10 protein-coding genes and 2 pseudogenes are annotated in these 15196 nt (G+C 67.5%); 7 read left to right on the forward strand and 5 right to left on the reverse strand.

Annotated elements, in window-relative coordinates:
- The first annotated feature begins 422 nt into the window (after positions 1-422).
- Both SLUN_RS41945 and SLUN_RS38270 read left to right on the forward strand, forming a co-directional pair.
- A complete protein-coding gene (locus SLUN_RS41945; RefSeq protein ID WP_254709899.1) occupies positions 423-4649 on the forward strand; it encodes a glycoside hydrolase family 6 protein in 4227 nt (1408 codons plus the stop codon).
- Between the two features lie 415 nt (positions 4650-5064).
- Positions 5065-5340 carry a hypothetical protein gene (locus tag SLUN_RS38270; RefSeq protein WP_108154405.1) on the forward strand — a complete coding sequence of 92 codons (276 nt, stop codon included), beginning with the start codon at positions 5065-5067 and terminating at the stop codon, positions 5338-5340.
- A 363-nt stretch (positions 5341-5703) separates the two neighbouring features.
- On the opposite strand, the pseudogene SLUN_RS38275 reads toward SLUN_RS38270, so the two are convergent.
- Positions 5704-5865: pseudogene (locus SLUN_RS38275) on the reverse strand (ATP-binding protein); the annotation flags it as partial.
- 148 nt (positions 5866-6013) lie between these two features.
- Here SLUN_RS38275 and SLUN_RS38280 point away from each other — a divergent pair.
- The 3 genes and pseudogenes from SLUN_RS38280 to SLUN_RS38290 all read left to right on the forward strand — a co-directional run.
- Positions 6014-7078 carry a tyrosine-type recombinase/integrase gene (locus tag SLUN_RS38280; protein WP_108154406.1) on the forward strand — a complete coding sequence of 355 codons (1065 nt, stop codon included), beginning with the start codon at positions 6014-6016 and terminating at the stop codon, positions 7076-7078.
- The gene (locus tag SLUN_RS38285; protein WP_108154407.1) at positions 7075-7389 is read left to right on the forward strand and encodes a helix-turn-helix domain-containing protein; all 315 of its coding nucleotides are present in this window, start codon (positions 7075-7077) and stop codon (positions 7387-7389) included. The genes SLUN_RS38280 and SLUN_RS38285 overlap by 4 nt, the downstream gene beginning before the upstream one ends.
- 238 nt (positions 7390-7627) lie before the next feature.
- A pseudogene (locus SLUN_RS38290) lies at positions 7628-7804 on the forward strand (Lrp/AsnC ligand binding domain-containing protein); the annotation flags it as partial.
- A gap of 158 nt (positions 7805-7962) precedes the next feature.
- Here SLUN_RS38290 and SLUN_RS38295 read toward each other — a convergent pair.
- The 4 genes from SLUN_RS38295 to SLUN_RS38310 form a co-directional block, all read right to left on the reverse strand.
- Positions 7963-9408 carry an amino acid permease gene (locus SLUN_RS38295; protein ID WP_108154408.1) on the reverse strand — a complete coding sequence of 482 codons (1446 nt, stop codon included), beginning with the start codon at positions 9406-9408 and terminating at the stop codon, positions 7963-7965.
- A gap of 385 nt (positions 9409-9793) precedes the next feature.
- Entirely contained in the window at positions 9794-11164 is a 1371-nt protein-coding gene (locus SLUN_RS38300; protein ID WP_108154409.1) for an NAD-binding protein, read from the reverse strand.
- Between the two features lie 174 nt (positions 11165-11338).
- Positions 11339-11962 carry a histidine phosphatase family protein gene (locus tag SLUN_RS38305; protein ID WP_108154410.1) on the reverse strand — a complete coding sequence of 208 codons (624 nt, stop codon included), beginning with the start codon at positions 11960-11962 and terminating at the stop codon, positions 11339-11341.
- A gap of 133 nt (positions 11963-12095) precedes the next feature.
- A complete protein-coding gene (locus SLUN_RS38310; protein ID WP_159100447.1) occupies positions 12096-12416 on the reverse strand; it encodes a hypothetical protein in 321 nt (106 codons plus the stop codon).
- A gap of 366 nt (positions 12417-12782) precedes the next feature.
- Here SLUN_RS38310 and SLUN_RS38315 point away from each other — a divergent pair, with 366 nt between their 5' ends.
- Together SLUN_RS38315 and SLUN_RS38320 are read left to right on the forward strand one after the other, a co-directional pair.
- Positions 12783-14315: a S8 family serine peptidase gene (locus SLUN_RS38315; protein ID WP_108155182.1), complete on the forward strand. Its 1533-nt coding sequence runs from the start codon at positions 12783-12785 to the stop codon at positions 14313-14315.
- Positions 14316-14522: 207 nt separating this feature from the next.
- Positions 14523-15080: a hypothetical protein gene (locus SLUN_RS38320; protein ID WP_108154412.1), complete on the forward strand. Its 558-nt coding sequence runs from the start codon at positions 14523-14525 to the stop codon at positions 15078-15080.
- The last annotated feature ends 116 nt before the right edge of the window (positions 15081-15196 follow it).

The following is a 15196-nucleotide window of genomic DNA, read 5'->3' on the forward strand; positions in this document are numbered from 1 at the left end:
CGTAGGCCGACGGGGGAGCTCGGCTCAGACGTGCGGCTTCGACCCCGCAGGCCGCGTGGCAACGAGCGGACCACGGACGAGCGCACCCGTCAAGTGCCGTGCAGATCCCAGACGTTGCTTTCCATCGGCCAAGGCAACCCGCGCCTGGAAAGTGTTGTCTACACGTTTCCTCTGGGTGACGAGGGGGTTTAAGGAAACTCTTGCCGTGGCTCTTGACGACATGGCCCGATCGCCGCTTCATTGGTCGCGGCGCCACGTTGGCAGAAGTGGCTTTCACGCTCCGACGTCACACATCGGGTCGGAGGGTTGTCCCTTCGGTCCCACTCGTGTGCAATTTGGGAGCGCTCCCATCTCCGGATCACTGACATGCCGGCGCTTTGCGCAACGTGGGAGCGCTCCCATGTATCGGAAGGAGAAGGTTCATGCAGTACGTCAGAAGGGCTCGTGCAGCTACGGCAGCAGTCGCTGCCGTAGCTGCGACGGGTTTATTGGCTGCGATTTCGGCGGCGGTGCCTTCGGCGCCGGCAGCAGCGGTAGCGGCCGAAGCGCATGTGGACAATCCGTTCGCCCGCGCTTCGGCGTACGTGAATCCGGATTACGCCGAACTCGTCGACGACTCGATCAGTCAGACGGACGACGCGTCCGTAAAGGCGAAGATGGAGACGGTCCAGACCTACCCCACCGCGGTGTGGCTGGACCGGATAGCGGCCGTCCACGGGGGTGACGCCAACGCTGGGCGCAAGAGCCTGCGCGATCATCTGGACCTGGCCTTGGCCCAGAAGAAGCAGGGACAGCCCCTCACCGCGACGTTCGTCGTCTACGACCTCCCCGGCCGGGACTGCGCGGCGCTGGCGTCCAACGGAGAGCTGCCCCTGACGCAGGCCGGCCTTAACCGGTACAAGTCCGAGTACATCGACGCGATCTCGGACGTCTTCAAGGACGCGAAGTACGCGGACATCCGCATCACGACGGTGATTGAGCCCGACGGCCTCCCGAACCTGGTGACGAACGCCGCCAGTGACCCCGAGTGCCAGCAGGCCAAGTCCAGTGGCATACAGGTCAAGGCGGTGCAGTACGCCCTGGAGAAGCTGCACGGTATTGCGAACGTCTACACCTACATGGACTTCGCTCACTCGGGCTGGCTCGGCTGGGACAACAACCTCAAGCAGACGGTCCAGCTCTACACCGACGTGGCCAAGGGCACCCCGGCGGGTCTGGCCAGCGTTGACGGTCTGATCACCAATGTCGCGAACTACACGCCGCTGACGGAACCGTTCGTCACCGATCCGGACAAGATGATCGGAGGGGCGCAGGTCAAGGGCAGCAAATATTACGAGTGGAACCCGAACTTCGACGAGGCGGACTTCACGAAGAACGTTCACAAGGAGCTGGTGACGCAGGGGTGGCCCACCTCGACGGGCATGGTAATCGACACCTCGCGCAACGGATGGGGAGGAGCGGCGCGCCCGTCGGTCGCGAGTACCAGTACCACGCTCGACACCTGGGTCAGTGAGTCCAAGGTCGACCGGCGTGCGCACCGCGGCTTGTGGTGCAACGTCAGCGGTGCGGGGATCGGTGCGCCCCCGCAGTCGAGTCCTGTGGGCAACCCCGACTCGTACATTGACGCCTTCCTGTGGGTGAAGCCGCCGGGCGAGTCGGACGGGGCTAGCGAGGACATCGAGAACGACGAGGGCAAGCGCCAGGACCCGATGTGTGATCCGACGTTCTCGGCGCCGGCGGGCGGCAACAACAAGACGGGCGCGCTGCCGAACGCCCCGCTCGCGGGGCACTGGTTCCACGACCAGTTCGAGATGCTCGTGAAGAACGCCTACCCGGCCATCCCCGAGGCGGGCGCGGGCGACAGCGAGGCTCCCTCGGCGCCCGCGGGAGTGACCTCCACGGGCAAGACGGCCACCAGCGTGTCCCTCTCATGGGCCGCTGCCACGGACAACATCGGCGTGACCGGATACGACGTCTACCGCAACGGTACGAAGGTCAACTCGGCGGCGGTCACCGGCACGGTGTACACCGACAGCGGTCTGAAGGCCTCCACGGCGTACACCTACACCGTCAAAGCACGCGACAAGGCGGGCAATTCCTCCGCCGCGTCATCGGGTCTCGCCGTCACCACGGACGCCGGCGGCGGTGGCCAGGACACCCAGGCACCCACCGTGCCGACGGGTGTGACGTCCACAGCCACGACGACCAGCACGGCATCCCTGGCGTGGACGGCCTCCAGCGACGATACCGGCGTGACCGGATACGACGTCTACCGCGGTGCCACGAAGGTCAACGCCGCTCCGGTGACGACGACGGGATACACCGACACCGGGCTGCAGGCCGACAAGGACTACACCTATACGGTCAAGGCACGTGACGCCGCGGGCAACGTCTCCGGCGCCTCGACGCAGATCACCGCCCGGACGAAGCCGGTCGCATCCGGCTCGGGCAAGGACTGGCTCCACACCGCGGGCAACCAGATCGTGGACGAGAACGGCAACAAGGTCTGGCTGACCGGGGCCAACTGGTTCGGCTTCAACGCCAGCGAGCGGGTCTTCCACGGTCTGTGGTCGGCCAACATGGAGACCATCACCAAGGAGATGTCCCAGCGGGGCATCAACACCCTGCGCGTGCCGATATCCACCCAGCTGCTGCTGGAGTGGAAGGAGGGCAGGGCCGCGGTCCCCAACGGGGTCAACTACTACGAGAACCCCGAGCTGAAGGACAAGACGAGCCTGCAGATCTTCGACGCCTTCCTCGCCATGGCGGAGAAGTACGGCATGAAGGTCATGCTCGACGTCCACAGCGCCGAGGCCGACAACTCCGGTCACATCTACCCCGTCTGGTGGAAGGGTTCCATCACCAGCGAGCAGTTCTACTCGGCCTGGGAATGGGTCACCGACCGCTACAAGACCAACGACACGATCGTGGCGATGGACGTCAAGAACGAGCCCCACGGCAAGCAGACCGAAAGTCCCCGGGCGAAGTGGGACGGTTCCACCGACCAGGACAACTTCAAGTACGCCTGCCAGACGGCGGGCCGGCGGATCCTCGCCATCAACCCCAACGTCCTCGTCATGTGCGAGGGAATCGAGATCTACCCCAAGGACGGAATCAACTGGACCTCGACGACTGAGGCCGACTACGACTTCAACTGGTGGGGCGGAAACCTCCGCGGCGCCAAGGACCACCCGGTCGACCTCGGTGACCAGCAGGACCAGCTCGTGTACTCCCCGCACGACTACGGACCGCTGGTCTACCAGCAGCCCTGGTTCGAGGGCGACTGGAACCGCACCACGCTGGAGCGGGACGTCTGGGACCCCAACTGGCTCTACCTCCACAAGTCGAACACCGCACCGCTGCTCATCGGTGAATGGGGCGGCATGCTCGACAACGGCCCCAACCAGAAGTGGATGACGGCGCTGCGCGACCTCATCGTGGAGAACAAGATCCACCAGACCTTCTGGTGCATCAACCCTAACTCCGGCGACACCGGCGGCCTTCTCAACAACGACTGGAAGACCTGGGACGAGGCCAAGTACTCCCTCCTGAAGCCGGCCCTGTGGCAGAGCGGCGGCAAGTTCGTCAGCCTCGACCACCAGGTCAAGCTCGGCGGAGCCGCCAGCACCACCGGGCTCAGCCTCGCCGACCTGTACGGCGGCGAGGGACCGGGCCAGGACACGCAGGCTCCGAGTGCGCCGTCGGGTGTGAAGGTGTCCGCGAAGACGTCGACCACTGTCGCTCTGAGCTGGACGGCTTCGTCGGACGACACCGCTGTGACGGGGTACGACATCTACCGTGGCGGTGTGAAGGCTGGCACCTCGGTCTCCGCCTCCTTCACCGATACCGGGCTGAGCGCGGGCACCACCTACACCTACACCGTCAAGGCCCGAGACGCCGCCGGCAACATCTCCGCAGGCTCCGCACCGCTCTCGGCGACCACCGAGACCGGCGGCGGATCGGACACCACCGCGCCCTCGGTACCGGGCGGGCTGAACACGACCGGCAAGACCACCTCCTCGGTCACGCTGTCCTGGACCGCCTCCAGCGACAACACCGGCGGCAGCGGAATCGCGGGCTACCAGGTCTTCCGAAATGGAGTGCAGGTCGCCACCCCGACCGGCACGACGTACACCGACACAGGCCTGAGCGCGGGCACCACCTACACCTACACGGTGAAGGCCCGTGACGTGGCCGGGAACATCTCGGCCGCTTCCGCACCCGTCTCGGCCACCACCGAGACCGGCAACCCCGGAGAGACCCCGCTCTCGCAGGGCAAGCGCGCCTGGGCCTCCTCCACGGAGAACGGCGGCTCAGGTCCTGAGCTCGCGGTCGACGGCAAGGGCGACACCCGCTGGAGCAGTGCCTTCCAGGACAACCAGTGGATCAACGTCGACCTCGGCTCCTCCAAGACCCTTTCCAAGGTGGTCCTGAAGTGGGAAGGGGCCTACGCCAAGGGCTTCAAGGTCCAGGTCTCCGACGACCCCGACTTCGGAACCTGGAAGGACCTCTACACCACCTCCAACGGCACCGGGGGCACCCAGACCCTCGACGTCAACGGCCAGGGCCGCTACGTCCGAATCCTCGGCCAGACCCGCGCCACCCCCTATGGAATCTCCCTCTACGAACTCCAGGTCTACGGCAAGTAGGGGACTGTGAGTAGTTGTTGTCTTTCCGATCTTGAGAGATGCGCGTCGAACGGGAGTCCCGATTGGGTGATCGTGGGGCGCTTGGTGCATACGGACAGGGCCTCCTGAACAGCTCGTTGGTGTCGAATCACCGAGCAGCAGGAGGCCCTGATGCAGCAGTCTTCCGTGCCGATGGCCGTACAGTCCAGCTCGGTCACCTGGGAGTGATGCCGATCCCGAATTTTCCTCAGAGCTACTCTTCGCCCCAGTTGGTTCACGGAGTGAACCAACTGGGGAACGTGGGGAGCGAGCGCGGGCGTGACGTGGCTACTCTTCGACGGGTGTCAGAGCTGTGGGGGATGATCGGGCCATGCTTCAAGCGAGAGACGAGCACGGTCGTCAGGTGAGGAATCCGGGGCCCACGGCCTTGAGTCGGATGGTGGCGAACCTCGGCCGGGGCAACGCCTTCGTGATCGTCGAGCGAGTCGACGATGAGGCGGCCGGTGATTGGTATGTGCAGGTGTGGCTGAGGGACGACAACACCTATCAGCTGGAGTTCCGTGACGGGACGGCGGCAGAGCACTACCAGACCCGGACGATCTCCCAGGAAAAGGTGATCGTCGCCCTGAGCGGCTGGGCCAACGGGCGCCCGGATTGGAAGGACGCCTTCATGTGGAACAACAACGGCGCCTCGTTCGGAAACGCCGGCTGACCCTGCCGCCGCCTGGGGCCGACAAGGTCAGTGACGTGCGGTCGCTCAGCTGCGGCGCATTGGGATGACGTCGGACTTGCTGCGGGGATGGTGGGCCGCGCGGCCTCGGGGGTGGCGAGAAGCGCGACGATGGTGACGGGTTTGTCGCAGTGCGGGCAGTTGCGGATAGCTGTGGGCGTCAGGGGTGTGGGTGCCGGCGACTGCCGCGTGACCACGTCGGTTTCCGCTGTGTTGATGGCTTCGTCGCGTTCACGGCGTCGTCGCCTGGCTGCTTCGGCTTTGCAGCGGGGGGTGCAGTAGGTATGGCGGGTTGCCTGGGGGTTGACCTGGAACTGGGTCCAGCAGATGGGGCAGGCCCGGAGTTCAACCAGCACGTCCGGTCACCCCTTTGCGGAGGTTGTCGGAGTGGGACTGGTGCGAGCGGAGGCGGTAGGACGGTCCGTCGATGCCGACTACGGCGGCTCGGTGAAGGAGCCGGTCGAGCATCGCGGCGGCGACGGTCGCGTCGCCGAAGGCGCCTGCCCAATCATCTGGGGCTGGCACATGTTCCTTTTCGAGGATCGCTGCCACCACCGGCCCGTATCTATCTCCCGCGGTCCTCGTTGGTCTTCACGGTGGCACTCGGATTCTCCAGGTGCTGCCTTGATCGGTCAGGTGCGAGGAAGGTGTGCCGGTGACATCCCAGTTGCGGGTGATCGAGGGTGGTGCCGTCCCGCTGGAGCCGGTGACCGCCGATCCGTGGGAGTTCCAGGCCGAGTGTGTCGAGGCGTTCGTCGCCTCGTGGCGGGCCCGCGGGTTCAGCCCGGTGACGGTCGAGAACGACATTGGCCTGCTGGAACGAACGCTCACTGCGCTGGGCCGACCTGCATGGGACGTCACCCCGGAGGACATCGACCGAGTCGTCGGCGACCTGGCCCTCGCCGGGCGGGCGGCATCGACCCGGCGCGAGTATGTGCAGATCTTCAAGGGCTTCCACCGGTTCCTGCAGGTCCGCAAGGCTGTTGAGATTGAAGCGGGGTTCGGTGTCCGTCTGGTCTGCCCGGTGGACGAGTTCAACTCCTCACGGCATGTCGGGGACGACTCTCCGGCCCAGCTGCCGCCACCGACCCCGGAACGAGTCGCGGAGTTCTTCGACTTCCTCAAGGCCCGGATCGCCACCGCTCGCAAGTACGGACCCGCCGCCAGGGACTATGCAATGTTCCGGACCCTCTATCACGCTGGCCTGCGCTCGGAAGAGGCCTCCCTGCTGGACCGTCCCGACGCCCACTTCTCGCGCGGCCCGTTCGGAAAACTCCACGTGCGATTCGGCAAAGGCGCCCGCACTTCCGGCCCCAGGCCGCGCTGGGTGCCCATGCTGGACGGCCTCGACCTCGTCCTCCACTGGTTCCTCGACGACGTGCGGGGCAAGTTCCCCAACTCACCGGCGCTGTTCGCGGACGAATCCGGCGGCAGCCTGCACCGCGGGACGATCCGCAACCGCCTGCGCTATCTCATGGAACTCGAAGGACGCCCGGCCACCGACAGGTTCAGCCCGCATGCCCTGCGGCGGGCCTGCGCGACCCACAACTACGAACGCGGCGTGGACCTCGTGGCGATCCAGCAGCTCCTCGGTCACTGGACGGTCAGCTCGACCATGAGATACGTCCGGCCGTCCGCGACGTTCATCGAGGACGCGTATCGCCGCGCGGTGACCACCACGCTGGGCGAACTCACCGCCGAGGAAGGCGGTCCCGCATGAAGATCCGATGGCGCCTGCGGATGGCCGCCGCCCAGCGTGAGGTCTGGACTGGCACCCAGCTGCAGCGCCTTCTGGCCGAACGCGCCGGCTTGCAGATGTCCTCCGCGTCGGTGTCCGCGCTGTTCACCAAAGAGCCCTCCCAGGTGAAGATGTCCACCCTGATCGCGTTGTGCACCGCGCTGGAATGCACTCCCAACGACCTGTTCGAGGTCGACACCACCCCCGTCGGGCGTCCTGCCGCCCCACCGCGGCCCGTCGCTGACCTGCCCAAGACGGCCTCCGCCCGCGGCCGTTCGATGCCGCCGCTCTGACCCGGGTGGCATCGTGGGCGTCAAACAGAGCGACTGCATCGGCTGCGGGGCCCCGGTCGGCTTCATCGACCGGCAGTACTGCTGTCGCTGCACGGCCCGGCAGAAGGAAGCAGCGGCCAGGGCCGCTTGCCCCCGCTGCGGCCAGCAGCGCGTCCTCCAGGCGGACACCGGCCGGTGCATCACCTGCTCACGCGTGTGCACTGCCTGCGGTCACCCGGTGAGAGACAAGACAGCAACGTCGTACCGGCTCTTCGGCAGCCCGGGATGCCTGCTGCGTATCGCGGTCGAGGACCTGCGTGCGTACGAGCGGCTGTGGATCGAGAAGCTGACCTCGCTGTCCGGCGTTACTGAGGTCAACTCGCAGATCATCATGAAGCGGATCAAGGAGCCTCACGGTCTGCCGGTGGACGGCTGAGCCTCCCTGATCCGCCTCGCAGGGAACCGCCATAGTGCTTCATCGTGCGCGCCCTCGGCGGCGAACTGCATCTGATCAACTTACCGGCGGGCGACCGCAGTCCGCATACCGCCCGGGCAGGTCCGGTCCGCACCAGCCCGAGCGGTGCAGTGGGCGAACTACCGCCTCGTGAGCGCGTCCCCGGTGTCCGCGCGCAGTCGGTCCCGGACCACCGAGATCGCCACGACCAGCGCCGCCACCAGTACGGAGAGGATCACCTGATCCCGTCCGGCGTCGTCGGTCAGCATGTAGACCAGGACGAACGAGATCATCGCGATCGTCGCCCACGTCAGGTACGGGAAGAGCCACATCCGTACGACGAGCTTGTCCGGCGACTCGCGCAGCAGGATGGCGCGCATCTTCAGCTGGGTGAAGCAGATGACCAGCCAGACGAGCAGGGCAACCGCACCTGAGGAGTTCAGCAGGAAGAGGAACACCGTGTCGGGCCACTGGTAGTTGAAGAACACCGCGACGAAGCCGAAGACGACCGACCCCAGAATGGCAGCCTGAGGCACGCCGCGGCTGTTCGTGCGGGCGAACGGCTTGGGCGCGTCGCCGCGCTCGCCGAGCGAGAAAGCCATACGGGAGGCGGTGTACAGGCCGGAGTTGAGGCAGGAGAGCACTGCGGTGAGGACGATGACGTTCATGATCTGGCCGGCGTGCGGGATGCCGATCGTCTCCAGCGCCGCTACGTACGAGCCGTTCTCCTTGATCGCAGGATCGTCCCACCGGAGCAGGGACACCACGACCAGGATCGAGCCGAGGTAGAAGACGCCGATCCGCCAGATCACGCTGTTGGTGGCCTTGGTGACAGCACGTCGCGGGTCCTCGGACTCGCCGGCGGCGAGGGTGACGATCTCGCTTCCCATGAAGGAGAAGACGACCATCAGGATGCCGGTGAGGATCGCTCCGGGCCCGTTGGGCAGGAACCCACCGTGGCCGGTCAGATTGGCCAGGCCCACGGCTTCGTGGCCGGAGCCGGGCAGTACGCCGAACACCGCGAGCCCGCCGATCACGATGAACGCGGCGATGGCGACGACCTTGATCCCGGCGAACCAGAACTCGAACTCGCCGTAGGAGCCGACCGAGACCAGGTTGGTCGCCGTGAGGACCACCATGACGATGAGGGCCCAGCCCCACTGCGGGACCGCCGGGATCCATCCCTCGAGGATCTTCCCGCCGGCGGTGGCCTCGACGGCCAGGACCACGACCCAGAAGAACCAGTACAGCCAGCCGATGGAGAAGCCGGCCCAGCGGCCGAGTGCCCGGTCGGCGTAGGCGGAGAAGGAGCCGGAGGTGGGGTGGGCCGCGGCCATCTCGCCGAGCATCCGCATGACAAAGACGACCATCGCGCCGACCAGGGCGTACGAGAGCAGGATGCCGGGTCCGGCGGCCGCGATGCCGGAGGCGGAACCGACGAACAGGCCCGCGCCGATCACACCGCCGATCGCGATCATCGACAGATGACGGTTCTTGAGCCCGGCCTGGAGGCCGTCCGCGGAAGGCGTCTGCCCGCTCTCACGGGGTGGCGAAGCCACGTCGGTGTTCGAGGGTTGCGCGCTCATGCTCAGTCCTTACAGGGGGGAACGGGGGACCGGCCTGTGGGTCGTCCACATGCCGAGCAGGGGTGGGACAACGGTGTGTACGACCACAGGGGGAGGCCGGAATGCCGATTCGCTGGAGCAGGGCTGCCTGTTCGCGGCCTGCTCGCCGTTGCCGGTGCCCACGGGTCGGGTGAGGACGGCCGCCCGGCGCATCGGGCTCGCGTACTTCGAGCCGCCGGGGGCGAGGACACGTGACCGTATGGAACGCCAGGGGTGACCCGGCGCGCGGAATCGGGGTACGCAGAAGGTAGGAGCGAACGCGACCGCGCCACCATGGACAGATGTCACGCGCGCCGGAGCCCGGTTCGTACAAATGCTCAAACGCGGTCGTAGGTGTGCAGCGGAGTCAGCCCGGGAGATGCGCGGCGGCGATCTCCGTGCGGGCGTCGCCTTCCTGCGGGTGATCGCAGCGGTCCGCCACGGGCCACGGTACGAAGGCCCCGTCCCCGCACTGCACCAGCAGCTGCTTGCCGTGTGCCACGACGCCCCGCGGTCGCAGCCCGCTCAGACTCGCGGTCGTATACGCGGCGGTCAGGCTGTTGAGATCGTGGACGTCACCGATCCGGAACAGGGAGCGGGTCTCGGCGATGGCCTCGTGCTCGCCCGCGCGCATGATCACACGCAACTCGGGCGCGACTGCCAGGGCCGTCACCGATACGGCGATGTTGTCCAGGTCGTCGGAGGCCACGGCGGCCAGCGCCTGCGCCTGCCGCAGACCGAGCGTGCTCAGCACGAACCGGTCGGTCGCATCGGCTACGACCACGGGCACACCAAGTGCCCTGGCCAGCCGCAGGTTCGGCGCCGCCGGATTCCGCTCGACCGCGATCACGCCGATGCCCAGAGCCTGCAGCTGGGTGCACAGACGCAGGCCGACCTGTCCGAGCCCGACGACCACCACATGCCCCGCCCGCGGCAGGGCCCGGGACCCTACGATGCCGACCGCGCGCGGTCCCAGCAGACGATCGACCATGCCCGCTGTGAAGACCGCGGTGAAGACAATGGTGACAAGCATCGCGACGGCGGAGAACGCCAGATAGCCGTCCGAGCCATGGGCGGCTGCCGGGCCGACGGCGGACACGGTGCGCGCCGCCTCGAACAGCGCCTGGACCGGCGGGCGGTGGAGGAAAGCCACGGCCCAGGCCCAGTCGGCCAGCAGCACCGTGAGCAGCCCGGCCAGACCCGTCAGCATGATCCGCGAACTGCCGTCGTGCGGTCGCAGCTGCCCGCGGATCCTGCCCAGCCTGGCCCGGCACCGCAGCGAGCGAGGCGGCTGCCACGGCTCCTCGTGCACGGCGTCGTCCTGCCAGCGGGCGCCTATGTGGCCCGCGGGTGTCCGGTTGAGGCTCAGCAGACCCGGCTGGAGGCAGGCGGCCAGGAGCACGGGTGCGGCGACATCGGCCGGCGAGGTGACCTGGCAGTTCGGGAGTACGCGCAGGAGTTGCTCGCCGACCGTCCGGTCGAAGACGGTCACGACCAGCTTGAGGCTGGGGCGGATGTGCTCGACGGCGAGCGCGTAACGCAACGACTCGACGTCGTCGTCGAGCAGCACCGCGACGCCCGCCACCTCCCGACGCAGCGCCCGGCGCAGATCCTCGTCCGTGGGACGGTCGAGGTGGCGCACGAGGTGCCCGGCCGACTGCAGCAGACCGCAGACTCTGCGCGCCATGTCGCTGCCGATGACCACGTAGTACTGCTGTGGCGCTGCGTTCTCGGGCATCGTGTATGCACTCCCTCGCCTCTCAGGTGGTGAGAACGCTAGAGGCGTGGTCCGCGCGTGTGCTCGTCCCTGTGTCTGAGATGGGGGAGCCATTGGCTGTACGACTGCACAAGGCCGAAGAGCCCACTTCGATCGCCTTGTGCATCCCCGAATCGCGTTGGTAGATCACTGCCCTCAGATGCAGAGGTCGGGCGGGAAGCCGGTCCAGCGAAGCTCTGCGGGAAGGTGCCCCGTGTCGTTGTAGAAGAGCACCGAAGCGGGCCGGCCGGGTGCGTATCGGATGACGGTCAGCGCGGCGTTTGCGTGGCTGAGGCCCATCCAGCGCCACTTCGGAGCGTCGAGGGCCGCTCGGACGAGCCAGCCAATGAGGAAGTTGTGGGTGACGATCAGTTCGTGGCGAGGCTCGTCACCGTCGACCGGTCCGGTGAACTGCGCGAGAGCTGCCTGAGCCAACTCCGGGCCCCGCTCGCGCTCTTCGGCCGGGAACTGGGACAGGCGGGCAAGCATGGCGTCGGCCGATTCCGAAGGCAGCTCTCCTCGCTGAGGCAGGTAGGGGATGTAGTCCCCGGCCGGTTCCGACACCTGCAAGGGAACGCCGTCGAGCTGGTCGCAGACCAGCTGGGCAGTCTGCTCCGCTCGTGGGAGCGGGCCGTGGTGGACAGCCTTGAGAGGGCTGCGCTGGAGCCGCTCCCCAAGCAGTACGGCTTGTCGGCGGCCGTTGTCCGTCAGCCTGCTCTCATCCGGTGAGGCCTCACCGTGCCGAGCGAGGTAGAGGTAGCGGGCAGCTGTTCCCGTCATGGGCGAGTCCTCCGTCAGCGTTCATGATCTTGCGTACGCTGGGACGGACGTTGACAAGCGCGGTGTGGTTCCGCCGCCGACGAACGCAGCACGCAGAGGCACCGCCCGTCCGACGGCACTGGCCTCCAGCCGGTCACGGGGCATCGAAAAGCGCGCTGACCGACTCGCCGTTGTGGACACGGTGCTCGCCGCGACCGTCGACCATGCCGTAGGCACCGGACGGGACTCCCACGCATGGCAGTTGGCCTGGGCGATCACCACCTTCCTTGCCCGGCACGGACGTTGGGCCGACGTCGCCGCCTTCCACACCACGGCCCTCGCCGCCGCGGTCCGCCTCGGGGACCCGGCCGCCCAGGCCGACGTTGACTGCTACGAGCGCGGCCTGAACCTCAACCGCGCGCTGGGCCACCGCTACAACGAGGCCGAGACCCCAGTCCACCTGAGCCAGACCCAAGGGCGACGGGATCTCTCGAACAGGCCAACAGGGCCCTGCACCAGGCCCTCGCCATCTACCTCGAAATCGACCCTCCCGAAGAGGACGTGGACCAGGTCCGCACACTGTTGCGCGAACTCGGGACACCACCGGGGCCGGCCGCGGCAGAGCCGGAACAGCTCTGACCGCGCGACGGGCCGACGAGAGATGGACGGCTCCGCACCAGACCGTGGGCGCAATGTCTACGGGTGAGACGGGAGTAAACGAAGAAGCCTGTTGTCGCTGGCCATTGATACGCACAGTTGATCGACGCTAGCTTTCTTCGTCACGTACCCCCGCCCCTGCGTACACGCTTCGGGCGGTCCCACTCATGATGTGGAGTACTTCATGGCTCAGCTGCGCTCCAGACGCCTGCGCGCCGCCCTCGCGGTGCCGGCCGGTCTGGCGCTGACCGCGTCGCTCGGCTTTCTGCCGGGCACCGCCCAGGCCGCCGTTCAGGACACCCCTGCCACGGCTGCCACGGAGGGTCCCAAGCTCTCGTACGTGGTCAACACCAGGGCGAACCTCGGCACCATCAAGGCCGTTGAGAAGGCCATAGCCGCGGCCGGCGGCACCATTGTCATCACCCACGAGAAGATCGGCGTCATCGTCGTCCACTCGACGAACCCCGACTTCGCCAAGCAGATGCGCACGGTCAAGGGCGTACAGAGCGCGGGTGCCACGCGTACCGCCGCACTCGCCCCTGCGAGCACCACCGAGATCGGCGCCCCGGAGTACGTGGACAGCGCCAAGGCGCAGGCCGGTACGGCCTCCACTGATGGTGCCGAGCCGCTCGAGGCCGACCAGTGGGACCTGCGCGCCATCGGCGCGGACAAGGCCGCCAAGATCAACCCGGGCAGCGGGAAGGTCACCGTCGCCGTGATCGACACCGGCGTCGACGACACCCACCCCGACCTCGCCGCGAACTTCTCCAAGAGCCAGTCCGCCAACTGTGTGGGCGGCGTCGCGGACACGAGCGAGGGCGCCTGGCGTCCGTACGACCCCGCGAACGACTACCACGGCACGCACGTCGCGGGTGAGATAGCCGCCGCCCGTAACGGCATCGGCGTCGCCGGTGTCGCCCCGGGCGTGAAGGTCGCCTCGATCAAGGTGAGCGACCCGACGACCAGCCTCTTCTTCCCGGAGAGCGTGGTCTGTGCGTTCGTCTTCGCCGCCGACCACGGTGTCGAGATAACCAACAACAGCTACTACATCGACCCGTGGCTCTACAACTGCATGGACGACCCGGACCAGAAGGCCATCGTCGACGCGGTCAACCGGGCCTCCCTGTATGCGCAGAGCAAGGGCACGCTGCACGTCGCGTCCGCGGGCAACTCCAACGACGACCTGGACTCCGACGCGATCGTCGACGACTCCAGCCCCGACGACACCACCCCGGTCCCGCGGACCATCGACCCGCACGAGTGCTTCGACATCCCGACCCAGCTGCCGGGTGTCGTCACGGTCTCCGCGACCGGCGTGCAGAACCTGAAGTCGTACTACTCCAGCTACGGAGTCGGCGTCGTTGATGTCGCGGCCCCGGGCGGCGACAAGTACCAGATTCCGGACACCCCGTCGAAGAACGGGCGGATCCTTGCAACCATGCCCAACAACGGGTACGCCTTCCTTCAGGGCACCTCGATGGCAAGCCCGCACGTGGCCGGTGTCGCGGCGCTTCTCAAGAGCACCCACCCGTGGGCCGGCCCGCTGGCCCTGCAGGCACTGCTCAAGGCCCAGGCGGACAACCCGGGTTGCCCGACGGGCCTGTACGACCCCGACGGCAACGGCATCGAAGACTCCACATGCAAGGGCTCCAAGCGGGTCAACGGCTTCTACGGTTACGGCATCGTCAACGCGCTCGACGCCGTCACACAGCACTGACCCACCGCGCGCCCTGGGGCCTGCCGCACCGGCAGGCCCCAGGCGTCGGCTCCAAGACGGCTGCTCCCTCGAAGCGGGCAATGGTTCTAGGTTCAGTCGCCAACGCCGATGATCACCATCCTTCCGGTGCTCACCGAGACACCACCGGCCCTGCTGTCTGACCTCAGCGTTACGATCACGGTTCGTCACCGAGGACTGGGAGGGGCCATGACCGAGAGTTCGGGCGTGGTGCACGATTTGGATGCCAACGGCGTCGTCGAGCTGAGATTTGAGCTGCGGCAGCCGGACTGGCAGGACGCGTTCCGCGGCCGGGCTCAGGTGCCGCAGGGAGCGAAGGCCCGGCTGCTCGGGCTCCTGGGCCCGCTGCTCCTCGTGGCGGCGGTGTTCATCCTCAGCGGCAACGGCCTGGTCGCAGGTGCCACGTTCTGCGGCCTGTTGCTGGGCCTGCCGCTCAGGCGAGGCATTGTGGCCGCTCGGCAGGCCAGGGCGGGCGCCCCGCTCGGGCCGTGGACAGCGACCGTCGCCGACTCCGGCGACGGGATACGGTTCGCGGGCACCGACATGGAAGTCCGCCGGGGCTGGGGCAGCCTCGGCGGCTACGTGGAGACGGCGGCAGGGTTCGTGCTGCTAGCCCCGGCCCCGCACAGCCTGGTGGTGCTCTACCTGCCGAAGCGGGCACTGTCCGCGCCAGTCGGAATCGACCGGCTGCGGGCGATACTCGATCGGCGCCTGCACCGGTACGGCCGCTACGCGGCGAGGCACTGAGCCCGTGAGGATGGAACCCGAAGGGCAAGCCGTCATCGCGGACGGCCCGCTCCCCGACTGGGACGCCGGCGAAGGGGAGATCGACAGGCGCGTGGCGCAGCTCCACGCGATCCTCC

Source organism: Streptomyces lunaelactis (assembly GCF_003054555.1).
GTDB lineage: Bacteria > Actinomycetota > Actinomycetes > Streptomycetales > Streptomycetaceae > Streptomyces > Streptomyces lunaelactis.

Coding starts and splice junctions, on each gene's coding strand:
- SLUN_RS41945 (WP_254709899.1), top strand. CDS start 423: ATGCAGTACGTCAGAAGGGCTCGTGCAGCTACGGCAGCAGTCGCTGCC.
- SLUN_RS38270 (WP_108154405.1), top strand. CDS start 5,065: ATGGTGGCGAACCTCGGCCGGGGCAACGCCTTCGTGATCGTCGAGCGA.
- SLUN_RS38285 (WP_108154407.1), top strand. CDS start 7,075: ATGAAGATCCGATGGCGCCTGCGGATGGCCGCCGCCCAGCGTGAGGTC.
- SLUN_RS38295 (WP_108154408.1), bottom strand. CDS start 9,408: ATGAGCGCGCAACCCTCGAACACCGACGTGGCTTCGCCACCCCGTGAG.
- SLUN_RS38300 (WP_108154409.1), bottom strand. CDS start 11,164: ATGCCCGAGAACGCAGCGCCACAGCAGTACTACGTGGTCATCGGCAGC.
- SLUN_RS38305 (WP_108154410.1), bottom strand. CDS start 11,962: ATGACGGGAACAGCTGCCCGCTACCTCTACCTCGCTCGGCACGGTGAG.
- SLUN_RS38315 (WP_108155182.1), top strand. CDS start 12,783: ATGGCTCAGCTGCGCTCCAGACGCCTGCGCGCCGCCCTCGCGGTGCCG.
- SLUN_RS38320 (WP_108154412.1), top strand. CDS start 14,523: ATGACCGAGAGTTCGGGCGTGGTGCACGATTTGGATGCCAACGGCGTC.